The organism is Dactylosporangium sp. McL0621 (assembly GCF_049995355.1).
GTDB lineage: Bacteria > Actinomycetota > Actinomycetes > Mycobacteriales > Micromonosporaceae > Dactylosporangium.
The window spans coordinates 9,306,337-9,328,494 of the sequence record NZ_CP188259.1 but is presented as its reverse complement, the minus strand read 5'-3'; the positions used below and the strand labels follow the sequence as shown (position 1 = coordinate 9,328,494).

The following is a 22,158-nucleotide window of genomic DNA, read 5'->3' as shown; positions in this document are numbered from 1 at the left end:
CACCCATCGCCTGCTCACCTTCGCGGCCTGAGCACGACCGCCGGCCCCGGCGTACCGATTCCGCGCCGGGGCCGGGCCGACCCACGAGAGGATGTTGTCATGGACCTGCACCTGACCGGCAAGGCCGCGGTCGTCACCGGCGCCAGCAAGGGCATCGGGCTGGCCGTCTCGCGGGCCCTGGCCGGCGAGGGCGCCCGCGTCGCGGCGGGCGCCCGCCACATCACCGCCGAACTGGCCGAGCTCGCCGCGGGCGGCCGGGTGCATCCGGTGGAGGCGGACCTGGCCACGCCGGACGGCCCGGCCGAGCTGATCCGGGCCGCGGCGTCCGCGTTCGGCGGCCTGGACATCCTGGTCAACAACGTCGGCGCGGTCCAGCCGCGCACCGGCGGGTTCCTGTCGGTCACCGACGACGACTGGACCTCGGCCCTGACGATCAACTTCCTGGCCGCGGTCCGCACCACCCGCGCGGCCCTGCCGCTGCTGCTCGACCGGGGCGCCGGCACGATCGTGACCGTCGTCTCGGTGAACTCGTGGCTGCCCGACCCGCTGGTCATCGACTACAGCGCCGCCAAGGCGGCGCTGCTGAGCTTCTCCAAGGCGCTGTCCAAGGAGGTCGGCCCGCACGGTATCCGGGTGAACACCGTCAGCCCGGGCCCGGTCAGCACGCCGCTGTGGCTCGGGGACGGCGGCGTCGCGGCGACCGTGGCCCGAGCCACCGGCCTCGACCCGGGTGCGGTGGCGAAACAGGCCGCCGGCGACTCGGTCACCGGCCGGTTCACACGGCCGGACGAGGTCGCCGACCTGGTCCTGCTACTGGCCAGCGATCGAGCCGGAAACGTGACCGGCACCGACGTCATCATCGACGGCGGCCTGATCACCAGCCTGTGATCACACCACCGTCACGACGATGACTCGGCCGCGGCGAGTTTGGCCCGGAGGCCATCCAGGTCGGGGTGGCCGAGGTCGACGAGGATCGCCTCGGCCGCCGTCCAGTGCTCTCTGGCGGCGGTGCCGTCGGCGGCGGCCTGGCACGCGTCGCCGAGGTTGGTCAGCGTCTCGGCCTCGCCGTGCCGGTCACCGACCTCCTGGCACAGCTGCAGCGCCCGGGTGAAGAAGCCGATGGCGGTGCGGTGATCGCCGAGGCGGTGGTGGGCGTAGCCGATGCTGTGCAGCGTGGCCGCTTGACCGTGACGGTCACCCAGCCGCTCGAAGAGGACCAGCGCCGCCGTGCAGTTCGTCAACGCTTGGCCGTAGTCGCCGGCGTAGGCATAGCCGAGCCCGGCCTCGTTGAGCGCCTTCGCGTATCCGTTGTCGTTGCCGTCGGCCCGGTACAGGTCACCGGCAAGCTCACAATGGAGCACCATCTCCGTATACCGGCCCTCACGCATGTACGTGCGGGCGAGGCCACGCTGCACGTGGCCCTGCTCGGTGAAGTTGTCCGTGCCCACGAAGCCGGCGTGGGCGAGCGTGTACTGCACGCGCGCCTCGTCGAGCCGCCCCACCTGCCACAGCGCGTGTCCGAGGTCCCGGTGGGCGCGGGCCTGTGCGGCCCGATCCGCGCCGCGTTCGGTCACGGTCAGGGCATGGCGGCGGGCGGTAACCCAGTCGTGCCAGTGACCCTGGCGATGCAGGAACGTGTTGAGGCTCCACGCGAGGTACTCGGTCTCGACGTCCCGTCCGTCCCGCGCGGTCCGTTCGATCAGCGCGGTCAGGACTGCCCGCTCGGCGGTGAACCAGGCGAGCGCGGCGCGGTGGTCCTCGAACGGTTCGGCGATGACGTCGTCGGCGGCCGGCCCCAGGTCGAGCTGTTGAGGCACGCGCTGCGGCTGGAGCAGGCGATCCGCGCGGCCCGCCGTGCGCAGGTAGTACTCGACGCTCCGGCGCTGTGCGAGGTCCAGCTCGCTTGCCGTGTCGACCGTCCCGGCCAGCTCGGCGGCGTAGGCCCCCAGCAGCTCATGGAACCCGTACCGGCCGGGCGAGGGCTGCATGAGCATGTGCGCGGTGGTCAGTTCGGCCAGCAGCGGCCGCACCTGCCGGATCGGGGCGCCGAGCAGGCTCGCGGCGGCGGGGACGCCGACATCGGGGCCCGGGTGCGTGCCCAGCAGCCGGAACAGCCGGGCGGCGGCGGGGCTGAGCGTCCGGTACGACCAGGAGAACGTCGCCCGCACGTTGATGCCCGCGTCGGTGCCGCTGAACGCCTCGAGGCTGCCGTGCGCCTCACGCAGCTCGTTCGCGATGGCGCCGAGCGGGAACGCCGGCTTCGTGGCGGCGCGGGCCGCCACGATGGCCAGCGCCAGTGGCAGCCCGGCGCACAGGCTGACGATCTGATCCACCGCCGCCGGCTCGGCCGCGACCCGCCCGGCGCCGAGCCGGCGGCCGAGGAAATCACCGGCCTGCTCGGCAGACCACACGTCCAACGTCAGCGACTGGGCGCCTTCGACCGCGACCAGACCGGCCATCGTGTTGCGGCTGGTGACGATCGCCAGGCAGCCGCCGGCGCCCGGCAACAGCGGCCGCACCTGCTCGACGTCGCGGGCGTTGTCCAGCAGGACCAGCATACGGCGCCCGCTCAGCAGGCTGCGGTACAGCGCCGCCTGCGCGTCGAGCCCGGTCGGGACGCTCTGCGGCGCAACGCCGAGCGCGTCCAGGAAGCCGTGCAGCGCCTGCTCGGGGCGCATCACGTCCGCTTCGGGCGAGAAGCCACGCAGGTTGACGTACAGCTGCCCGTCGCTGAACTGGTCGACGACCTGATGCGCCCAATGGACGGCCAGGGTGGTCTTCCCGACCCCCGCCATGCCCCCGATCGCGCTGATCACCACCGTCGCCGCCGCCACGTCGCCGGCGTGCAGCGCCAGCGCGCGGGCCAGTTCGCTCCGCCGACCGACGAACGTGGGCGGGGCTGCTGGTAACTGTGCCGGCCGGGGTCGTTGCACCGGCTCCGCCGGCCCGGCCGCGGCCCCGGATCGGGCCGGGTACCGGCGCAGCACGGCCGCGTGCGCCGCCACCAGCTCGGCGCCGGGATCGATGCCGAGATCGTCGGCCAGCCGCTCGCGGACCCGCTGGTACACGGCGAGGGCCTGGGCCTGCTGACCGGCCGCGGCCAGGGCCAGCACCAGCCCGGCCTGCACCGGTTCGTCGAGCGGGGCGCGCACCGCCGCCTCCTGCAGCGCCGGTAGCAGGCGATCCACCTGTCCGGCCAACACCCCGGCCGCGGCCGCGTCCCGGGCCGCGGCCAGGAACTCGCGCTCCACGGCCGCGAAGACCGGATGCGCCCGGGCGTCGGCGTCGATGCCGGCCGCGCACACGCCGTGCCACAGCTCCAGCGCTTCGGCGAACAGCGCGGCCGCGCTCCCCGCATCGGTCTCGACCGCCTGGCGGGCCTGCCGGCTCAGCGCGCGGAACCGCAGCACGTCGACGGCGTCGACGCCGGCGTCGAGCCGGTACCCGCCCGCCGACCGCACCAGCCACTGCCCCGCCGACCGCACCGGCAGATCCGGCTCCAGCAGCCGCCGCAGCACACCGACATGGCGGTGCACCACGTTCACCGCGGTATTCGGCGGATCTGTCCCCCACAGCACATCCAAAACCTCGCCGAGGCCGACCGGTTCCCCCGCCCGCACCAGCAGCAGCGCAAGCAGCGCCCGCTGCTGCGGCGCCCCCAGGTCGACCTCCGCGGCGCCACGCCACGCACGCACGGGCCCCAGTACCGCGAACCGCAGGCCACCACCCGACAACAACCTCACCACCTTGCGCATCGACCGGGCCGGTGACGACGGGGGCCACCAGCGCCCATTGTCGGTCCGTCCCGTGGAATTCGAGGGTCCCGACGCGGGAATGGGGTCGCACTCACAGTGTCGCTGATCCAGCCTTGCCTCCCCCAAACCTCCATCAGCCACCCGGCGTCGCCGAGCCCGGGCATACCGTGCGCCGATGAGCTTCTTCGGTGGAAGCTTCGGCCCGGAACAGGAGTGGGACCGCACGGCGATCGAGCTCGAGGCCGACATCTGGGCCGCGAGGCCCCGCCCGGACGCCTGCACACAAGACGAACGACTCCTGGCTCACCACCTCGCGCATCGACCGGGCCGGTGACGACGGGCGCCACCAGCCGGCCGGCCATCGCCGCCGGGAGCGTTCAGTCCAGCGTCGTGAGGAAGGCAGCGACCGCGAATCCCAGCGCCGTCAGCAGTGCGATCCGGCGACCGCCGCGGCTGAAGGCCTCGGGCATCATCGGGTCGGCGAGCATGGTCAACACAGAGCCGCCGGCGAGCGCCTGCACGTAGCGTCCATCCACATTGGAAAGATGCGACGCGAGGGCGTAGCCGAGGGCGGCGGCCAGTGCGGAGCAGACGACGATGGCCGCCCAGAGTCCACAGATCCAGGCAGCGGAATGACTCCTGCGCAGGTCAGCGGTCGCCGAGAGACTCTCGGGCACGTTCGATACGAGCACGGCCACGAGGAAGCCAATGCTGACGCGGTCCCGCCGACGGCCACGCCGACACCGAGGACAATGGACTCCGGGATACCGTCGAGCAGTGCTCCGAGGGCGATCGACAGGCCCGCGCCGGCCCGGCCCCGGTCGCCGATCGACGTTCCAACACGCTGTCCAGACCGTAGAAAACCAGGGCGCCGATGCCGAAGCTGACCCAGATCAGCCAGTCGGCGACGCGGCCAGTGGGTATGTCGGTGTCCTTCGCGGGTGAGTACCACACCCATGACGCTGCGCCCGGTCCCGCGCCGTCTGACACCGCGTGAATCGATGCCCGGCACCGGGGCCGGCCATCACGCTTTGACCTTCCAGCCGTGCACGGCCAGTGCCCAGATCACGAGAACATCCAGCGCGATGATCAGCAGCGACCACACCGGGTAGTAGGGGAGGAACAGGAAGTTCGCGATGGCGCTCAGTCCGGCTAGAACGATGCCCAGGGCCAGGGCCCACAGCCGTCCGGAGAACACCGCGAAGCCGGCCAGGAGTACCACGAGGCCCACGATGAGGTGAATCCATCCCCAGCCGGTCACGTCGAACGCGTACAAGTAGTCCCCCGTGACCACCAAGAACTTGTTCTCGACGATCGCGGCCAGGCCCGCGGCCATGTGGAACAGGCCGGCGATGATCATCATTATCCCGGCGAAGACGGTGAAGCCGCGGGCCCACCCGCCCCCCGTCTCCTGCTGTGCTCTCTGCTCAGCCATGCTCGGCACCCCTTCACTCAGCGGGTGCCGTTCAACAGGTCACGCCGCGCGTAGCCCTGGTCAGCGTCCACAACGCCGGATGCGGGACGCCACCCGGGAAGGATGGCACCTGGCATACCCCCGCAGAGCGCGGACAACCCTTCTGGACCGGCCCTTCCCCAACGACCTCCAGCCCGGTTGGACGGGACCGCGCGGTACGCGGGCCGGAAGTCGTCGTCAGTCGGCGGCCGGGGCGCACTCCGTGGCGCCGGCTCGGTGGGCCGCCTCCTTGTCCGTCAGGTAGGTGTGCCGCGCCGACAGCATGATCAGCCCGTTGGCCAGCAGTGGAACGAGCATGATCAAGAAGGTGTCGCGCACGCCGGCCGTCCGGCTCGTCGCGCCCCGTCCGGCCAGCGCGTCCGCGACGAGGCCGAAGCACACGGGACCAAGCGCCTGCGCGGTGAGGCTCAGGACCGTCCGTGCGCTCTCCGCGCGGCCCCACAGCCAGGGCGTGACGATGTCGAGCCGGGCCGCGTCCAACGGCGGGTTCGCCGCACCCAGCATCGCCACGCCCGGGATGAGGAACGGCAGGGCGAACGCCACCGACGCGCTCGCCAGGCCCGGCGCGAACAGCAGCGCCGTCCCCATGTACGCCACGGCCGGAACCACGATCCTGGCGTTCGGGTGGCGGCCGTGCAGCAGCCGGTCGGCCAGCCGCCCGCCGAGCACCGTGCCGGCGAGTGCGCCCGCACCCACCGCCACGACGAAACCGGTCAACTCGCGCATGTTGACGCCGTACCAGCTCTGCAGAAAGACGACGCTGAAGGTGCGCAGGCCGGCGAAGAAGAAGTACCCGATCGACGATGCGAGGATGAGGATCCGGATCGTCGGGATGCGCAGGATGTAGGCGAATGCCCGGCCGAGCGACGGCCAGGCCTGCCGCAGGACGTCGGCGCCCCCGGTGCCATGTGGTGTTGCCAGGGGGTTGCCGCGCATCCGGACCGGGGCAGCCAGCGGGATCTCGTGCACGCCGGGAGGCAGCCGGCTCGCTCCGCCGCGGGCGGGTTCGGGCAGCCACCGGTGGACGGCGACGGCCAGCCCGAGACCGAGGAGGCCGAGCAGCCAGAATCCGTACCGCCAGGACACCGCGGCGCCGATGTTGCCACCGATGATCAGCCCGATGCCCGCGCCGATCATCTCGCCGGACAGGATCCAGCCGTACACCTTCGCCCGTTCGTCGGTCGGAATGAGATCACCGGTCAGGGAAGCGAGCAGTGGCCCGGTCGCCGCGATCGCACCGCCCAACGCGAGCCGGGAGAGCAGCAGCCACAGGTACGACTGGGCCGCCCCGCCGGCGAGCAGGGCGGTGCTCCAGAGGACGATCGTGTAGATCATCAGCCGTACCCGGATGACCTGGTCGGCGAGCACCCCCATCGGGATCGTGGCCAGCGCGCCGACCCCGGACGACATGGTCGCCAGCAGGCCGAGCTGCGTGTGGCTGATTCGGAAGGAGCCCTCGAGCTCCCGGGCCAGCGCGCCGAGCATGCCGAGATCCGCGGAGCCCATGGCGAACACGCCGGCGAACAACAGGATGACCCGGGTCCGCGCCGGCCCGCCGAAGAGTGCTTCCAATCGTCCGAACGGCATTGATCGAACGGCTACCCGCCCCGATGGGTATCTAACGGAGCGGGGACGGGCCGACAGCCGGGCGTGACGCTGGGGCGATGGGGTAGGTGGGCGCCGGGCGTGCCCGGCAGAGTGCCGCCGTTGACCGAACTCGGCGAGTACCTCATCGAGGCCGACCCACTGCGCATCGAGGATCACTGGCAGGTACTCACCAAGGGCGGCTTCTATCGCGGCGGCCCCGTCCTGTCCAGCGCTGTCGCCGGCATCGACCAGGCGCTGTGGGAGCATCGCCGGCAAGGCCTACAACCGGCCGGTGTACGCCCTGCTCGGCGGTCCCGTCCGCCCACGTGTCCGGATGTACGCCTGGATCGGCGGCGACCGCCCGGCCGACCTGGCCGACCAGGCCCGCGCCCAGGTCGGGGCCGGCTTCACCGCGGTCAAGATGAACGGGTCCGGGGCCCGCGGCCCCATCGAGACGCCGTCCAACACTCTGCAGGTGGCCGAGCGGGTCGCCGCCGTCCGCGAAGCGATCGGCCCGGATCACGACGTGGTCGTCGACCTGCACGGGCGGGCATCGACGGCGATGGCCCGCCGCTTGCTGCCGTTGCTGGAACCCTACTTTCCGCTCTTCGTCGAAGAGCCCGTGCGAGCGTGGGCATCCACTACAACCAGGACGGGGAGCTGCTCGACTACCTCGTCGACCCGGCACCGTTCAAGTTCGCGGGAGGCCACGCGCAGCGCACCCAGCGGCCGGGTCCCGGGATCGAAATCGACGAAGCGGCGGTCGAACGAATGGCCGCGCTGGGGCACCGTTGGCGCAACCCGCTGTGGCGCCGAGACGACGGCTCCTTCACGGAATGGTGAACCGTCCCGTGTGCCCGGCCACGCCCGTGATGCGTACTCCGCTGCTGATCTGAGGGCCGGCCAGACCTCGCGGCTACCCGGCCGCTAGTCGATCTCCGACTTCGTGACCGTCCAGCCACATGGGCGTTCCAAAGCGTTCCATGCGTAAATATGGACGCACTTTGACATTTTGTCATTTATGTGGATGTTTCGTCGAGTTCGCCGCTCGAAATGCGGGGCTCTTCAAACCGGTTTAGGGTCCGATCAAACCGGTTTAGTGAACTCGGGGCGGGAGCGAGATGGCCAAGTTCGGACGGCCCACGATCCGTGATGTCGCGGCCGCTGCCGGTGTCTCCAAGGGCACGGTGTCCTTCACGCTGAACGGGCGGCCGGGCGTTTCGCAGGAGACTCGGCTGCGCGTCCTCGAGGCGGCCGAGGCGCTCGGCTGGACGCCCAGCCACCAGGCTCGCGCGCTGTCGGCCTCGCGGGCGTTCGCGGTCGGGCTGGTGCTCGCCCGTGAGCCCGAACTGCTCGGCGCCGACCCGTTCTTCCCCGCCTTCATCGCCGGCGTCGAGCGGACACTCTCCGACGTGGGCCAGGCCCTCGTGCTCCAGGTGGTGCCGGACACCCAGGAGGAGGCCGGCTACCGGCGGCTGGCCGGCGACGGGCGGGTGGACGGGGTGTTCCTCCTCGACCTGCGCGTCGGGGAGCCCCGGATCGCGTTGCTGCGGGAGCTGGGGATGCCGGCCGTCACGATCGCGCGGCCGGACGTGCCCAGCGGCTACCCGGCGGTGCTGGTCGACGACCGGCCGGGCATCGCCGCCGCCGTGCGGCACCTGGTCGAGCTCGGGCATCGCCGTATTGCGCACATCGCCGGCCCGGCCCACTTCCTGCACGGCTCGACCCGCCGGGTGGCGTTCGAGCAGGCCCTCGCCGGCGCCGGCCTGACCGCCACCGCCGTGGTGGAGGCCGACTTCTCGGCGGCCGGCGGCGCCCGGGCGACCCGAGAACTGCTGGACCTGGCCGACCGGCCCACGGCCATCGTCTGCGCCAACGACCTGATGGCCATCGCCGGGCTGTCCGTCGCGCTGGAGTACGGCATTGCCGTGCCGTCCCAGCTGTCGTTCACCGGCTTCGACAACACCGAACTGTCCGGATACATCGCTCCGCCACTCACCACCGTCAGCACGGACCCGTACCTGTGGGGCCGGCTGGCGGCCGACACCCTGCTGAGTCTCATCGCCGGTGACCCGGTCGACGACGTGGCTGTTCCCCCGGCCGCGCTCATCGTCCGGGGCTCGACCGCGCCGGCACCTTCCGCACGTTGAACGGAGTCGCACAGTGAAACGCATTCTCCCCGCCGTCGTCGTACCACTCGCGCTCGTCCTCGCCGCCGGCTGCGACGGCCAGGGCGGCGGCGACACCTCCAAGGCCAACGCCGCCACCGGCGAGATCACCATCTGGCTCTCCAACAACCCGGAGGAGCTGGCCTGGGGCAAGGCCATGGTCGAGCAGTGGAACGGCGCCCACGCCGACCAGAAGATCACCGCGCAGGAGATTCCGGCCGGCAAGACCTCCGAAGAGGTCATCGGTGCCGCGATCACGGCCGGCAACGCGCCGTGCCTGATCTTCAACACTTCGCCCGCCGCGGTGCCGGGATTCCAGAAACAGGCCGGTCTGGTACCGCTGGACAGCTTCGACGGGGCCGCGAAGTACATCAGCGATCGCACCGGTGCCACGGCGGACCAGTACAAGTCGCCCGACGGCAAGTTCTATCAGCTGCCGTGGAAGTCCAACCCGGTCATGATCTTCTACAACAAGGACCTCTTCGCCAAGGCCGGCCTCGACCCGGAGAAGCCCGCGCTGTCCACCTACGACGACTTCCTCACGGCCGCCCGGAAGATCAAGTCCAGCGGCGTCGCCCCGGCCGCCATCTACCCCGCACCGTCCAGCGAGTTCTTCCAGCCGTGGTTCGACTTCTACCCGCTGTTCGCCGCCGAGACCGGTGGCAAGCAGCTTGTGCAGAACGGCAAGGCCCAGTTCAACAGCCCGGAGGGGCAGAAGGTCGCCTCGTTCTGGAAGACCCTCTACGACGAGGGCCTGGCGCCGAAGGAGACCTACAACGGGGACTCGTTCGCCGATCAGAAGGCGGCCATGGCGATCGTCGGCCCGTGGGCAATCTCGGTCTACGGCAACAAGGTGAAATGGGGCGCGGTGCCGGTGCCCACCTCCACCGGCAAGCCGGCCGACCAGATCAAGACCTTCAGCGACGCCAAGAACGTCGCGATGTACAGCGCGTGCAAGAACCGGGCCACCGCGTGGGAGGTCATGAAGTTCGCCACCAGCAAGGAGCAGGACGGCGCGCTGCTGAACAAGACCGGCCAGATGCCGCTGCGCACGGACCTGCAGGCCGCGTACCCGGACTACTTCACCAAGAACCCCACTTACACCCAGTTCGCCGCACAGGCCGGCCGCACCGTCGAGGTGCCGAACGTGCCGAACTCCGTCGCGATCTGGCAGACGTTCCGCGACGCCTACTCCCAGTCGGTGATCTTCGGCAAGCAGCCGGTGAACGACGCGCTCTCCGGCGCCGAGTCCAAGGTCAACCAGCTCGCCAGCGGATCATGACGACCGCCGCCCGCGCCGATGGTGTCGCGGGCGGCAAGGTTCGTGGCTCACGCAATCGGGTGGCGACCGTTCTCGGCCGTCACCCGGTGGGCATGATCCTGGCCGCACCGTACGCCGTCTACATCGCTGTCATCTTCGCCTACCCGCTCGGGTTCGCGATCTGGATGAGCTTCCACGACTACTTCTTCGCCGCCCCGGGCGCCGTCGTCGACACCCCGTTCGTCGGCCTCGCGAACTACAAGGCCGTGCTGAGCGATCCGGGGGTACACAAGGCATTCTGGAACATCCTGGTCTTCCTGGTCATCAACGTGCCGCTCACCACCGCGCTCGCGCTGGTGCTGGCCAACGCGCTGAACCGGGTCGTGCACGCCCGCACGTTCCTGCGGATCGCGTTCTACGTGCCGTACGTGACGGCGAGCGTCGCCGTCGTCGGCGTGTGGCTGTTCCTGTTCAACTCCGGCGGCCTGGTCAACAAGGTGCTCGGCCCGCTGGCCCCGGACCCGTCGTGGCTGGTCAACGAGCACCTGGCGATGCCGGTCATCGCCGTGTTCGTGACCTGGAAGCAGCTCGGGTTCTTCATCCTGCTCTACCTGGCCGCGCTGCAGAACGTGCCGAAGGAGCTCTACGAGGCGGCCTCGGTCGACGGCGCCTCGGCGTGGCAGCGGTTCTGGTCGGTGACCGTGCCGGCGGTCCGCCCGGCGACGGCCCTCGTGGTGATCCTGGCCCTCATCACCGGTGGCAACCTCTTCACCGAGCCGTACCTGCTCACCGGAGGCGGCGGCCCGGACGGCGCGTCGGCGTCGCCGGTCCTGGTGATGTACCAGCGCGGACTCCAGCAAGGTGAACCGGACTTCGCCGCCGCCCTGGGCGTGCTGCTGGTCATCGGCGTGCTGCTGGTCTCCTACATCAGCCGCCGATTCATCGAGAGGGGCTGACCATGACCCGGACAACTGCCTTGGTCCGCTACGGCATTCTGCTGCTCGGCGCGCTGGTGTTCCTGTTCCCGTTCTACTACATGCTTATCGGTTCGCTGCAGTCCGAGCCGGACACCTCGGTGGCCGGCGCGATCCCGTCCTCCGGGCTGACGCTGCACAACTACGCCGATATCAACTCCCGGGTCGACCTGCTGCGTTCGCTGCTCAACTCCGGCATCTTCACCGGCGGCGTGCTGCTCGGCACGGTCGTGTTCGGCGTGCTCGCCGGCTACGCGCTGGCCCGCCTGCAGTTCCGCGGCCGCGGGGCGCTGTTCGGCCTCGTGCTGCTGATCCAGGTGATCCCGTTCCAGCTGCTGCTGATCCCGCTCTACGTGCTGATCGTGCGGGGCTACGGGCTGGCCGACTCCTACCTGGGCATGATCCTGCCCTTCGCCATCAACACCACCGCGGTGTTCATCTTCCGCCAGTTCTTCCTCCAGCTGCCCGACGACCTGTTCGCGGCGGCCCGCCTCGACGGCGCCGGCGAGCTGCGGATCCTCTGGTCGGTCGCCCTGCCCCTGGTGCGGCCGGCCCTGCTGACCGCGGTCCTGCTGACGTTCATCGGGCCGTGGAACGAGTTCCTCTGGCCGTTCCTGATCACGAAGGACGCGAGCATGCAGCCGCTGGCGGTCTCGCTGGCCAACTACATCAGCAACGTGTCGGCGCGGGCGGCGAACCCGTACGGCGCGATCCTCGCCGGCGCCTGTGTGCTGGCCGCCCCGGCGGTCGGCCTGTTCATCGCCTTCCAGCGGCAGTTCGTGTCCACAGACATCGGTTCCGGGGTGAAAGGTTGACATGGTTCTGTACACAATGACCCGGCTCGGCTTGGTGATGGCGCCCGAGCCCGGTGATCCGCTCGAGGCCGAAGGCGTGCTGAACCCGGCCAGTGGGCGTACACCGGACGGGCGGCTGTATCTCCTGCCGCGTATGGTCGCGACCGGCAACGTGTCGCGGGTCGGCCTGGCCGAGGTCGAGCTCCGCGACGGTGTCCCGGTAGGGGTGCGCCGGCAGGGCGTCGTCCTGGCCCCGGACGAGGGCTGGGAGCGCGGCCTGAACAACGCCGGCATCGAGGATCCGCGCACGACCTGGGTGCCGAGCCTGGGCCGGCATCTGATGACGTACGTCGCCTACGGCCCGCTCGGCCCGCGCCTGGCTCTGGCGGTCTCGGCCGACCTGCGGACGTGGCAGCGGCTCGGGCCGGTCCAGTTCGCCTACCAGCCGGGCCTCGACACCGACCTGAACCTGTTCCCCAACAAGGACGCGGTCTTCTTTCCCGAGCCGGTGCCGGGACCGGACGGGCGGCCGAGCTACGCGATGCTGCACCGTCCGATGTGGGATCTCGGCTGGTTCCGCCCGGGTGAGGGAGTACACCTGCCGGCTGGAATTTCTGACGAGCGGCCCGGCATCTGGATCTCCTATGTCCCGGCCGATGAGGCCGAGGCCGACCTCGGCGCGCTGGCCCGCCCCCGGGGGCACCGCTGCGTGGCCCTGCCGCAGTTCGACTACGAGTCCCTCAAGATCGGCGCCGGCCCCCCACCGGTGCGGGTGCCGGAGGGCTGGCTGCTGATCCACCATGGGGTCACCGGATACATCCCGCCCGGCTTCGATCCCGCCGGGCAGCGGGCCACCTACGCCGCCGGGGCGATGCTGCTCGACCCGGAGGACCCCGGGCGCGTCCTCGACCGGACCCCCGAACCGATCTTCGTCCCGGAGACCGAGGACGAGCGGCACGGCACGGTATCCAACGTTGTCTTCCCCACCGCCATCGAGGAGGTCGACGGCGTCCGCTATGTCTTCTACGGCATGGCGGATGCCCGGATCGGCGTCGCTCGGCTGGACCGTGTCACCGAAGGAGTGAGCCATGAAGCGCCGTTCCGTCTTGCTCGGCAGCGGTCTAGCTCTGACCGCCCCGCTGCTGACCTCAGCGCCGGCTGAGGCCCGCCCGGCCCGGCTGACCAACCTCGCCCACCTGGACTTCCTGCGCGACGCCGTGACCGTGCATGCGCTGGACAGCCACACCACCTACCGGCTCGACCGTTCGCCGGACCTCGGCGTGCTCTGGACCTACGCCGAGCCGAACCCGGACGGGACGTACCGGCGTATCGGGGGCGGGGCCTACGATCCGGCCACCGACACCTACGGCCAGGGTGCCTTCAACTCCGACGACATCGCCCGGGCGACGGTCGTGTACCTGCGGCACTGGCGGCAGACCGGGGCCGCGAGCAGCAAGGCGGCGTCCTGCGCACTGCTGCGCGGCCTGGCCTACTTCCAGACGGCGACCGGGCCGAACGCCGGCAACGTGATCCTGTGGATGCAGCGCGACGGCACCCTCAACCCGAGCGCCGACCCGCCGGATGCTCCGGACCCGTCCGACAGCGGCCCGTCGTACTGGCTGGCCCGCACGGTGTGGGCCCTCGGCGAGGGCTACGCCGCCTGGCGCACCGCCGACAGGGAGTTCGCGCAGTTCCTGCGGCAGCGCCTCGACCTGGCCGTCGCCGCCCTGGACCGGCAGGTGCTGCGCCGGTACGGGTCCTGGCAGACCGTCGACGGGCGGCGCACGCCGGCCTGGCTCATCGTCGACGGCGCGGACGCCACCGCCGAAGCGGTCCTGGGCCTGGCCGCCTACGTCGAGGCCGGCGGGGGCGACCTGGCCCGCCGGGCGCTGCGGCAGTTCGCGGAGGGCATCGCGGCGCTGTCGGACGGCGGCTCCCGCAGCTGGCCGTTCGGTGCCGTCCGGCCGTGGGCGCTGTCGCTGTCGGACTGGCACGCCTGGGCCTCGCAGATGCCGGCCGCCCTGGCCCGGGCGAGCAAGGTCCTCGGCGACCCCCGCCTGGCCGGCCCGGCGGTGACCGACGCGGCCACCTTCACACCGTGGCTGCTCACCTCCGGCGGCCCGGACAACGGACGCCTGCCGGCCCGCATCGACCGCAGCCAGATCGCCTACGGCGTCGACTCGCGGCTGCAGTCACTGCTCGCCGTGGCCGCCACGACCGGGCGCGACGGATTCCAACGCCTCGCCGGGATCATGGCCGCCTGGTACTTCGGGGCCAACGCGGCCGGCGTCGCGGCGTACGACCCCGCGACGGGGCGGACCGTCGACGGCATCGGCGGGGACGGCACCGTGAACCGCAACGCGGGCGCGGAGTCGACCATCCACGGGCTGCTGAGCATGCTGGCCCTGGACGCCGACCCGCAGGTGGCCGCGCTGGCCCGGCGAGGCCGGATCGTGGAGCGGGTGGGTTCGACGACCGTGGAGGCCGAGCAGGGCACGCTGGCCGGCGGCGCCACCGTGGTCACGCCGCCGTCGGCGTGGACCGGTGAGTCGCAGTACAGCAACGGCAGTTACGTCCAGCTCCCCACCGGCTCGTCGGCGCGGTTCCGGCTACCGGCGGTGAACCAGCCGCAGCTGGTGCTGCCGATCGTCGACCTGCGGCCCGGCAGCCCCGCGGTCACCCGCTGGTCGAGCGCGAACCAGATGCTGGGGACGGTTCAGCACGGCCGGATCGGCCCGCAGGGCACGTCACCCGCGCCCGGCGCGCTGTTGCCGGTCACGCTGGACGGTGAGCTGCCGGTCGGGCACACCGACCTCGTCGCCACCGCATCCGGCGGCGACGCGGTGCTCGACGCGGTGGTGCTCGAACCGCTGGTGTCCCGGTACGTCATCGACGGCGCCGGCCACACGACCGTACTGCTGCGCAGCGCGGCCCGGACGGCGCAGACGGTGACCGTTGCGGTGGCCGGATCGGGCTCCGCCGTGGTCGAGACCTACGACGACACGGGCGTGCAATGCCGGCGCGGTACCGCATCGGGGAGCAGCGTGCGCGCGGTGGTGCTCCCGGGTGGCTTCACCGTCGTCGAGCGGTAGGCCGTGGATGAGCGCCGGTGCTCGCTACGCCCGGACGGCGGGTTGCCCAGCCGAGCACCGGCGCCACGGACTCGCCACCCGACCTCAGTCGTCCGCGGCGGAGAGGACGTACGAGAAGCGCCGATCGTCGGCGCCCACGCCTGGAAGTGCGTCAGGTCCGGTCCTCGCCTTCGCGCCGTTCATGCGGCGGCCGGCAGGACGTATCGCTCGACCGCTTTCGCGAAGCCTTCGTCCTGGTGGGAGGCCGTGATGTGGGTGGCGTGGCGGCGGACGTCGTCCGGTGCGTTACCCATGGCGATACTCATGCCGCTGTGCAGGAACATGGGTACGTCGTTGGCCTGGTCGCCGATGGTGGCGATCTGCTGTGCCGCGATGCCGGCGTAGCGGGAAAGGCGTTGAACGACGACGCCCTTGGTTGCTGACGGGTGGGTGACATCAAGGTAGTAGGGCTGTGAGCGGATTGCGTTGACGTGACTGCCGAACTGTGCATGGACGGCGGCCTCACACCGTTGGACGAGGGCGGCGTCGTCGCTGACCCCGACGATCTTGACTGCCCGGTCGAGGACGTGGGTGAAGTCGGACACCACTTGAGGCGCACAGCGCACCGTCCGGGCCTCGCGTTCGGCGTGGGGGGCGCGACTGTCGGTCAGGTACCAGGCTGTCGCGTCGAAGACCCAGGCGTCCAGGCCGTGGCGGCGGATGGTGTCGATGATCGCGGGGGCGTGTGCTGCCGGGATCCGGGCTTCGTCGGCGACGCGCATGTCAGGCATCACGATGGCGCCGCCGTTGAAGGCTGCCATCGGTACGGTCATGCCCAGCGGCTCGACGAGTTGCGTGAGGCCGCCGGGTGGGCGGCCGCTGGTCACCGCGAACAGCACCCCTCGGTGCTGCAGTGCGTGGACGGCTGCTACGGCGCGGTCGGTGAGGACCTTGTCCTTGGTGACGAGGGTGCCGTCGACGTCGGCCAGCAGCGCTGCGATCGCTGCGCTCATGACAGCTGGTCCGTCCAGGTCCAGTCCCGGATGCCCGGCTCGTCTTCGAGGTGTTCGTAGGCGTGCCGGGTGGCGCGGGCGATCCGGGCCTCGCAGTCGGCGATGAGTTCCGGGGCCCGGTCGCGCAGCCGCGGTACCCGGCGGACGGCCTCGGCGGCGAGGTCGAAGCGGCTCATCTGGTTCATCACGACCATCTGGAACGGTGTCGTCGTGGTGCCCTGCTCGCGGAAGCCGCGCACATGGATGCGGTCGACGTCCGGATGGCCGTGGACGAGTTCGTGGACCGCGCGCTGGTAGCCGTGGAACGCGAACACAACCGGTTTGTCGGCGGTGAACAGGTCGACGAACTCGGCTTCCGTCATGCCGTGCGGGTGGTGCCGAGCGGGGAAGAGCCGCATGAGGTCGACCACATTGACGACGCGTACCCGCAGGTCCGGTACAAGGCGACGCAGGTGCCACGCGGCCGCGACGGTCTCCAGCGTCGGGATGTCACCGGCGGCGGCGAGGACCACCTCAGGGTCGCGTCCGCTGTCGACGCTGGCCTTCTCCCAGATGGAGGCGCCGCGCCGGCAGTGCTCGATCGCTGTGGGCATGTCGAGGAACTGCAGCTGCGGCTGCTTGTCGATGACGATGAGATTGACGTAGTCGCGGCTGCGTAGGCAGTGGTCGGCGACCGACAGGAGGCAGTTGGCGTCGGGCGGCAGGTAGATCCGCGCCACCGAGCCGTGTTTGGACAGCACGACGTCGATCAGGCCGGGACCCTGGTGGCTGAATCCGTTGTGGTCGTTGCGCCAGCAGGTGGAGGTGAGCAGGATGTTGAGCGACGCGACCGGGGCGCGCCACGGCAGGTTCACCGCCTCCTGCAGCCACTTCGTGTGTTGCGCGGTCATCGACGCCGACACCATCGCGAATGCTTCGTACGTGGCGAAGATCCCGTGCCGGCCGGTGAGGGTGTAGCCCTCCATCCAGCCCTGGCACAGGTGCTCGCTGAGCACCTCCATGACGCGGCCGTCCGCGGACAGGTGCTCGTCGAGGTCCAGCGTGGGGCCGACGAAGCAGCGGTCCTCGGTCTCGAACACCGCACCGAGGCGGTTGGAGTTCGTCTCGTCGGGGCAGAACAGCCGGAAGTTGGCCGGGCCGGCGTTGCGGGCGTAGACGTCGCGCAACATCTCCCCGAGGCGGCGGGTCGACTCGCTGCTCGCGACCGCGGGGTGGGGCACGTCGACGGCGTAATCGCGGAAGTCCGGCAGGTCCAGGTCGACCAGGAGCCGGCCCCCGTTGGCGTGTGGGTTGGCGCTCATCCGTCGCTCGCCCTCGGGCGCGATGGCGGCCAGGTCCCGTTGGAGCGCGCCAGCGTCGTCGAACAGCTGTTCCGGCTCGTAGGAGCGCAGCCATGCCTCCAACGCCGCCAGGTGCTGGGCGTTGCCGCGGACGTCGGCCAGCGGCACCTGATGGGCGCGGAAGGTGCCCTCGGCCGGCCGGCCGGCCGTCGACGTCCTTCGGGCCGGTCCAGCCTTTCGGCGTGCGCAGGACGATGGCCGGCCAACGAGGCCGGGTCGGCGTGCCGACGGTCCGAGCCTCGAACTGGATCGTCCGGATGCGGTCATAGCAGCGTTCAAGGGTGTCCGCGAACACGCTGTGTACGAGCCGGGGGTCGTCGCCCTCCACGAAGTACGCCTCGTAACCGTTGCCGCGCAGGAACGCAGCGAGGTCCTCGTCGCTATCCCGGGCCATGATCGCCGGACCGCTGATCTTGTACCCGTTGAGGTGCAGAATCGGCAGGACGGCGCCGTCGCGGACGGGGTTGAGAAACGCCGTGCCCCGCCATGCGGCGGCCAGCGGACCGGTCTCCGCCTCGCCGTCGCCGACCACCGCGGCGACGATGAGGTCGGGGTTGTCGAACGCCGCACCGAAGGCGTGCGTGAGCACATAGCCGAGCTCGCCGCCCTCATGGATCGAGCCCGGTGTCTGCACACTGACGTGGCTCGGTACACCGCCCGGGGTGGAGAAGCGCCGGCACAGCCGGCGGAGCCCGGTCAGGTCGGCGGGTACCTGCGGGTACACCTCGGAGTAGGTGCCTTCCAGGTACGCCTGGGCGACGAGTGCGGGTCCGCCGTGGCCTGGTCCAGCGAGGTAGATGACGTCCGCGTCGTGCCGTCTGATCAGCCGGTTCAGGTGGGTGTAGACCAGGTTGAGCCCGGGCGAGGTGCCCCAGTGCCCGAGCAGCCGCGGTTTGACGTGCTCCGGCCGCAGCGGTTCGCGCAGCAGCGGGTTGTCCTGCAGGTAGATCTGCGCGACGGTCAGGTAGTTCGCGGCGCACCAGTACCGGTGCAACCGGTCGAAATCGTCGCTGGCGACGACGACGCTGGAGACGGTCGGCTCGAACCGGTACATGGACGTGCGCTCCTGTCAATGATTGCTGTCAGCGCTGGGTGCGTTCGGTGGTTGACGTGCCGCAGGTCGTCCCAGTGGGCGGTGAAGGCGTACAGGAGGACGGTGTCCGGGGTCAGCATGAGGACCGATCACAGCGGGGGCGCGCCGATCCGCAGCACCTGCACCGCTACGTGCACGGCCACGTTGGAGATCGCCGTCACGCGGGCCCAGGTCCAACGCTCGCCGCGGCGCTGCGCGACCGCTTCGCCTGCAGGGAGTGACGCTGTGCATCAGCCCTCGGTTCGGCGTCAGCCTCCGTGTCAGGGTCCGGGTCAGTTCGGCCGATCACTCCGCGGTCCACCCCGTTGGCGGCGCGATGGCTGCCCGCGCCGCCGCAGGTGCCGTGCCGTAGCTGTGGCCGTGCCCGTCCGACACTCCGGTCGAGAACGCCATGTCGGCTGTGACCTGCCAGAACGTTACGAACGGCAGCCACCGCATGCTGGGCAGTACGTCACTGCCGCGCCGCTCGGCAAGCCAGTCGGGGCGGCTGAGCATCAGCTTCGGTGTCCACCACACGATGGGGTCGGACGGGTGCTGCAGGTACACCACCTTCGGGGACTCCCACGTCGCCGGCGGGCGGGTGAGGTTGGATGACGGTGAGGGCGCCGCGCCGGCGCCTCACCCGGATCGGAGGAGCACGCCCGGGCCGCGTCGCGTGAGTGTGGTAGCCGAGGCCGGTCGTACCTGGGGGTGGCCATGACAACGGTTCCTGATCGTCACCATGGTGTACGCCGTGCGGCCGGCCGTCCAACGGTGTCGTCGCGCCATATGCTCGCCCTCGGATCGATCACCCTGGTGTTCGGCGTCGCGGTGCTGGCGTGGCCGGCCGCGACGTTACGGCTGCTCGGCGTGCTGCTCGGCGGTTGGCTGATCGCGACCGGAGTGTTGCGCATCATCCGGGCGTTCGGCGGCACGCAGGGCGCTCAGCAGCTGTTCGATCGGGTATTGTCCGGCGGGCTCGGCATCGTGCTCGTCGTCGGCGGCGTGGCGTGCATCAGTAGCGCTGCGACCGGCGTGGTGGCGCTGGCCGTGATCCTCGGCCTGGCATGGCTGCTCAGCGGGGTCGCCGAGCTCCTGTTCGGCCTGTTCTCCCGCGGCAGTGGACGCGTCTGGCTGATCGCCCTGGGGGTGGCGTCGATCGGTGTCGGTCTGCTGTTCGTCGCTTGGCCGGACATCTCGCCTCGCACCCTGGTGCTGTTGACCGGGATCACGGCATTGATCCTCGGTGCAGGCGAGGTCACCGTCGCGTGGCAGCAGCGCGACCGGCCGGCGTGAGCGGCGGTCTCGGCGGTGCCGGTCGGCAGGTACGACCCCTCGGTGAGCGCCGTTGCACGACGTGGCGTATCGGAGCACAGCGATCGCGCTCCACGGCGGCTGGCCCGTGTGGCGTTCGTGCTGGCCTTGGCAGCGATCGGGCTGCTGGTCGGTGTCGGGGGGCCTCGGGGTGTCGTCCTGGCCGCGGTCGCGGTGGCCGGTGTGGGTGCCGGTCTGGCCGGCGTGTGGGGAGTTCTTGCCCATCGTGGCGCGCGACGCATGGTGGCGGGCACGGTTGCGGTCGTGGCTGCGGGGATGGTCGTGCTGCTGTACGCCCGGGCCGGGCTGTTGCTGCTGGCGCTGGTGTGCGTCGGCCTGTGGGTGGCGGCGGTGGCGGTGGCCGGTGCGGCGCTGCGCCGTACGGAGCCTGCGGCGCCGGACGTCGCCGCCCCGCGCGCCGTGCACCCTTTCCTCGTGATGAACCCCCGCTCGGGAGGCGGGAAGGTGGTCGAGCACGACCTCGCCGGCAGGGCCCGTGCGCTCGGGGCGGAGGTCGTGCTGCTGGACGGCGGCCGTCACGTCGACGTGGCCGCGCTGGCCCGGCAGGCTGTGCGGTCGGGATCGGACCTGCTCGGCGTGGCTGGCGGCGACGGTACCCAGGCGGCAGTTGCCCGGGTCGCCGTGGAACAGGACGTGCCGTTCATGGTGGTCGCCGCCGGTACACGGAACCACTTCGCCATGGATCTCGGCCTTGACCGGTCCCACCCGGCGGAGGGCTTGGCGGCGCTCACAGGCGGTGTCGAGGTTCGTGTCGATGTCGGCTGGGCCGGCGAGCGGATGTTTGTCAACAACGCCTCGTTCGGTGCGTACGCCGCGGTCGTGCAGAGCCCCGGCTACCGCGACGACAAGACCGCGACGGCGTTGAATGTGCTGCCGGACCTCCTGACCGGTCAGCGCGGGCCGGGTCTGCGGCTGCGCTCCGCCGGCGCCGACGTGGCCGGTGCCCAGGCGATCCTGGTGAGCAACAATCCCTACGCAACCACGGACGTCGCCGGGCTCGGTCGGCGGGAGCGGCTCGACGGCGGCGTGCTCGGCGTGCTGGCGGTCACCGTCAGCAGCGCTGCGGACGCTGCCCGGCTCGTGCGGGGCAGCCGGTCCGGGCGGCTTACCCGGGCCACGGCCGACGAGGTGGTCATCGAGGCGGAGGAGGCGTCGATCCCGGCCGGGATCGACGGTGAATCGGTCCGGCTGCCCACGCCGGTACGCTGCCGCGTGCAGCCCGGTGCTCTGCGGGTTCGGGTGCCGCGGCTCGGGCCCGCCCGCCGGCCACGGCCACCTCTGGACTGGCGGCGCCTCTGGCGGCTCGCGTTCGCTTCGGACCGCAACCTGCGACCACGCTCGGCGGCCCGGGAATGACGGAACCGGCCAGCGGCGCCGCGCATCGTGAGTTGGTGATCGCGCACCTGTCGGACCTGCACTTCGGCCGGCACGATCCGCCGGCGGCCGCGACACTCGCCGACGACGTGGCGGCCGCCGGCCCGGATGTCGTCGTGGTGACCGGCGACAGCACGACGCGCGCCCGGAACGCCGAGTTCGCGCAGGCCCGGGCGTTCCTTGACGGTCTGGTCGCTCCGCTGCTCGTCGTGTGCGGCAACCATGACGTCCCGCTGTTCGGGGTTGGCCGTCTGGTGGCGCCGTACGACCGCTACCGGGCCTGGCTCGATGTGGACCTCGAGCCGCGGCTGGACCTGCCCGGTATCCGGGCCCTGGGCCTGCAGTCGATGCCCCGATGGCGCTGGAAGAACGGGCGGGTGTCGGCGCGCCAATCGGCGCTGGTCGGCACATACCTCGGTGCCGCGCCGACCGGTGCGGTCCGGCTGCTGGCGCTGCACCATCCGCCGTTCGTACGCGGCCCGGCCCGCATCGCCGGCCGGGGTGCGCTGCTACGGGCCGTCGCCGCGGCTGGTGTCGACCTGGTCCTCGCCGGGCACACGCACGTGCCGGCCAGCCGCCGACTCGACCTGGCACCCGGTCACAGGCTGGTCGAGGTGGTGGCCGGCACGGCGACGAGCCTGCGGCTACGCGGCGCGCCTCGCTCGTGGACCGTCATCCGGGTCGACGCCGGGCACATCCACGTCGAGGCCCGCGTCGAGGTCGACGGCTGCTGGCGCGGTGGCCCGGCGGTCAGCCATCCGCGAGCCGCGCCTGGTACTCATTGAGCATGCTCACCCCGTACCCGAGCAACTCGGCACGGTCCTGCTCAACGGCGAGCGGGCCGGTGTACCCGAGGGCTGTGGGCGTGGCAGGCGAAGCCTGGTGCCCGACCCGCCCCGCAGCGGTGCGATGAGCTCGGCGATCCGCTTTGCCGCATGAT

The 22,158-nt window shown here is 71.3% G+C and carries 18 protein-coding genes and 3 pseudogenes; 14 read left to right on the top strand and 7 right to left on the bottom strand.

The features are described from left to right. Positions 1-99 precede the first annotated feature (99 nt). Positions 100-888: an SDR family NAD(P)-dependent oxidoreductase gene (locus tag ACPPVO_RS44360; RefSeq protein ID WP_426504549.1), complete on the top strand. Its 789-nt coding sequence runs from the start codon at positions 100-102 to the stop codon at positions 886-888. Positions 889-899: 11 nt separating this feature from the next. Here the strand turns inward: ACPPVO_RS44360 and ACPPVO_RS44355 are convergent, their stop codons facing one another. Further along, positions 900-3,695 (bottom strand): AfsR/SARP family transcriptional regulator, encoded by a 2,796-nt coding sequence (locus tag ACPPVO_RS44355; RefSeq protein WP_426504548.1) that lies wholly within the window; start codon positions 3,693-3,695, stop codon positions 900-902. A gap of 235 nt (positions 3,696-3,930) precedes the next feature. On the opposite strand from ACPPVO_RS44355, the gene ACPPVO_RS44350 reads away from it, so the two are divergent. After that, complete coding sequence (locus ACPPVO_RS44350) at positions 3,931-4,089, top strand: hypothetical protein (protein ID WP_426504547.1); 159 nt, start codon at positions 3,931-3,933, stop codon at positions 4,087-4,089. 43 nt (positions 4,090-4,132) lie between these two features. On the opposite strand, the gene ACPPVO_RS44345 is transcribed toward ACPPVO_RS44350, so the two are convergent. The 3 genes from ACPPVO_RS44345 to ACPPVO_RS44335 form a co-directional block, all read right to left on the bottom strand. Beyond that, positions 4,133-4,453, bottom strand: a complete 321-nt coding sequence (locus tag ACPPVO_RS44345; RefSeq protein ID WP_426504546.1) for a hypothetical protein — start codon at positions 4,451-4,453, stop codon at positions 4,133-4,135. A 326-nt stretch (positions 4,454-4,779) separates the two neighbouring features. Then, positions 4,780-5,190 (bottom strand): DUF7144 family membrane protein, encoded by a 411-nt coding sequence (locus ACPPVO_RS44340; RefSeq protein ID WP_426504545.1) that lies wholly within the window; start codon positions 5,188-5,190, stop codon positions 4,780-4,782. Between the two features lie 216 nt (positions 5,191-5,406). Further along, complete coding sequence (locus tag ACPPVO_RS44335; protein WP_426504544.1) at positions 5,407-6,801, bottom strand: MFS transporter; 1,395 nt, start codon at positions 6,799-6,801, stop codon at positions 5,407-5,409. A gap of 78 nt (positions 6,802-6,879) precedes the next feature. On the opposite strand from ACPPVO_RS44335, the pseudogene ACPPVO_RS44330 reads away from it, so the two are divergent. From ACPPVO_RS44330 to ACPPVO_RS44290, 9 genes and pseudogenes are all read left to right on the top strand, one after another. Next, positions 6,880-7,023, top strand: a pseudogene (locus tag ACPPVO_RS44330) (hypothetical protein); the annotation flags it as partial. Positions 7,024-7,150: 127 nt separating this feature from the next. Continuing rightward, positions 7,151-7,393, top strand: a pseudogene (locus ACPPVO_RS44325) (enolase C-terminal domain-like protein); the annotation flags it as partial. Positions 7,394-7,446: 53 nt separating this feature from the next. After that, a complete protein-coding gene (locus tag ACPPVO_RS44320) occupies positions 7,447-7,659 on the top strand; it encodes a hypothetical protein (protein WP_426514946.1) in 213 nt (70 codons plus the stop codon). A gap of 278 nt (positions 7,660-7,937) precedes the next feature. Beyond that, positions 7,938-8,966 carry a LacI family DNA-binding transcriptional regulator gene (locus ACPPVO_RS44315; RefSeq protein WP_426504543.1) on the top strand — a complete coding sequence of 343 codons (1,029 nt, stop codon included), beginning with the start codon at positions 7,938-7,940 and terminating at the stop codon, positions 8,964-8,966. 13 nt (positions 8,967-8,979) lie between these two features. Continuing rightward, positions 8,980-10,266 (top strand): ABC transporter substrate-binding protein, encoded by a 1,287-nt coding sequence (locus tag ACPPVO_RS44310; RefSeq protein WP_426504542.1) that lies wholly within the window; start codon positions 8,980-8,982, stop codon positions 10,264-10,266. Between the two features lie 92 nt (positions 10,267-10,358). Next, a complete protein-coding gene (locus ACPPVO_RS44305; protein WP_426504541.1) occupies positions 10,359-11,201 on the top strand; it encodes a carbohydrate ABC transporter permease in 843 nt (280 codons plus the stop codon). A 2-nt stretch (positions 11,202-11,203) separates the two neighbouring features. Continuing rightward, entirely contained in the window at positions 11,204-12,034 is an 831-nt protein-coding gene (locus ACPPVO_RS44300; protein ID WP_426504540.1) for a carbohydrate ABC transporter permease, read from the top strand. 1 nt (position 12,035) lies between these two features. Beyond that, positions 12,036-13,175: a glycoside hydrolase family 130 protein gene (locus ACPPVO_RS44295; RefSeq protein WP_426504539.1), complete on the top strand. Its 1,140-nt coding sequence runs from the start codon at positions 12,036-12,038 to the stop codon at positions 13,173-13,175. After that, positions 13,102-15,105, top strand: coding sequence for a hypothetical protein (locus ACPPVO_RS44290; RefSeq protein ID WP_426504538.1), 2,004 nt, complete (start codon positions 13,102-13,104; stop codon positions 15,103-15,105). The genes ACPPVO_RS44295 and ACPPVO_RS44290 overlap by 74 nt, the downstream gene beginning before the upstream one ends. Before the next feature lie 179 nt (positions 15,106-15,284). Here the strand turns inward: ACPPVO_RS44290 and ACPPVO_RS44285 are convergent, their stop codons facing one another. From ACPPVO_RS44285 to ACPPVO_RS44275, 3 genes and pseudogenes are all read right to left on the bottom strand, one after another. Continuing rightward, entirely contained in the window at positions 15,285-16,097 is an 813-nt protein-coding gene (locus ACPPVO_RS44285) for a Cof-type HAD-IIB family hydrolase (RefSeq protein WP_426504537.1), read from the bottom strand. Then, positions 16,094-18,491 (bottom strand): annotated as a pseudogene (locus tag ACPPVO_RS44280) (phosphoketolase family protein). The gene ACPPVO_RS44285 and the pseudogene ACPPVO_RS44280 overlap by 4 nt, the downstream one beginning before the upstream one ends. A gap of 324 nt (positions 18,492-18,815) precedes the next feature. After that, on the bottom strand, positions 18,816-19,079 hold the full coding sequence (locus tag ACPPVO_RS44275) for an alpha/beta-hydrolase family protein (protein ID WP_426504536.1): 264 nt from the start codon (positions 19,077-19,079) through the stop codon (positions 18,816-18,818). Positions 19,080-19,298: 219 nt separating this feature from the next. Here ACPPVO_RS44275 and ACPPVO_RS44270 point away from each other — a divergent pair, with 219 nt between their 5' ends. The 3 genes from ACPPVO_RS44270 to ACPPVO_RS44260 all read left to right on the top strand — a co-directional run bounded on the left by ACPPVO_RS44270 (position 19,299) and on the right by ACPPVO_RS44260 (position 22,003). Next, positions 19,299-19,805, top strand: coding sequence for an HdeD family acid-resistance protein (locus tag ACPPVO_RS44270; protein ID WP_426504535.1), 507 nt, complete (start codon positions 19,299-19,301; stop codon positions 19,803-19,805). Between the two features lie 282 nt (positions 19,806-20,087). Next, positions 20,088-21,200 (top strand): diacylglycerol/lipid kinase family protein, encoded by a 1,113-nt coding sequence (locus ACPPVO_RS44265; RefSeq protein ID WP_426504534.1) that lies wholly within the window; start codon positions 20,088-20,090, stop codon positions 21,198-21,200. 35 nt (positions 21,201-21,235) lie between these two features. Further along, a complete protein-coding gene (locus ACPPVO_RS44260; protein ID WP_426504533.1) occupies positions 21,236-22,003 on the top strand; it encodes a metallophosphoesterase family protein in 768 nt (255 codons plus the stop codon). The last annotated feature ends 155 nt before the right edge of the window (positions 22,004-22,158 follow it).

Coding starts and splice junctions, on each gene's coding strand:
- ACPPVO_RS44360 (WP_426504549.1), top strand. CDS start 100: ATGGACCTGCACCTGACCGGCAAGGCCGCGGTCGTCACCGGCGCCAGC.
- ACPPVO_RS44350 (WP_426504547.1), top strand. CDS start 3,931: ATGAGCTTCTTCGGTGGAAGCTTCGGCCCGGAACAGGAGTGGGACCGC.
- ACPPVO_RS44340 (WP_426504545.1), bottom strand. CDS start 5,190: ATGGCTGAGCAGAGAGCACAGCAGGAGACGGGGGGCGGGTGGGCCCGC.
- ACPPVO_RS44315 (WP_426504543.1), top strand. CDS start 7,938: ATGGCCAAGTTCGGACGGCCCACGATCCGTGATGTCGCGGCCGCTGCC.
- ACPPVO_RS44305 (WP_426504541.1), top strand. CDS start 10,359: ATGATCCTGGCCGCACCGTACGCCGTCTACATCGCTGTCATCTTCGCC.
- ACPPVO_RS44300 (WP_426504540.1), top strand. CDS start 11,204: ATGACCCGGACAACTGCCTTGGTCCGCTACGGCATTCTGCTGCTCGGC.
- ACPPVO_RS44295 (WP_426504539.1), top strand. CDS start 12,036: ATGGTTCTGTACACAATGACCCGGCTCGGCTTGGTGATGGCGCCCGAG.
- ACPPVO_RS44290 (WP_426504538.1), top strand. CDS start 13,102: ATGAAGCGCCGTTCCGTCTTGCTCGGCAGCGGTCTAGCTCTGACCGCC.
- ACPPVO_RS44285 (WP_426504537.1), bottom strand. CDS start 16,097: ATGAGCGCAGCGATCGCAGCGCTGCTGGCCGACGTCGACGGCACCCTC.
- ACPPVO_RS44270 (WP_426504535.1), top strand. CDS start 19,299: ATGCTCGCCCTCGGATCGATCACCCTGGTGTTCGGCGTCGCGGTGCTG.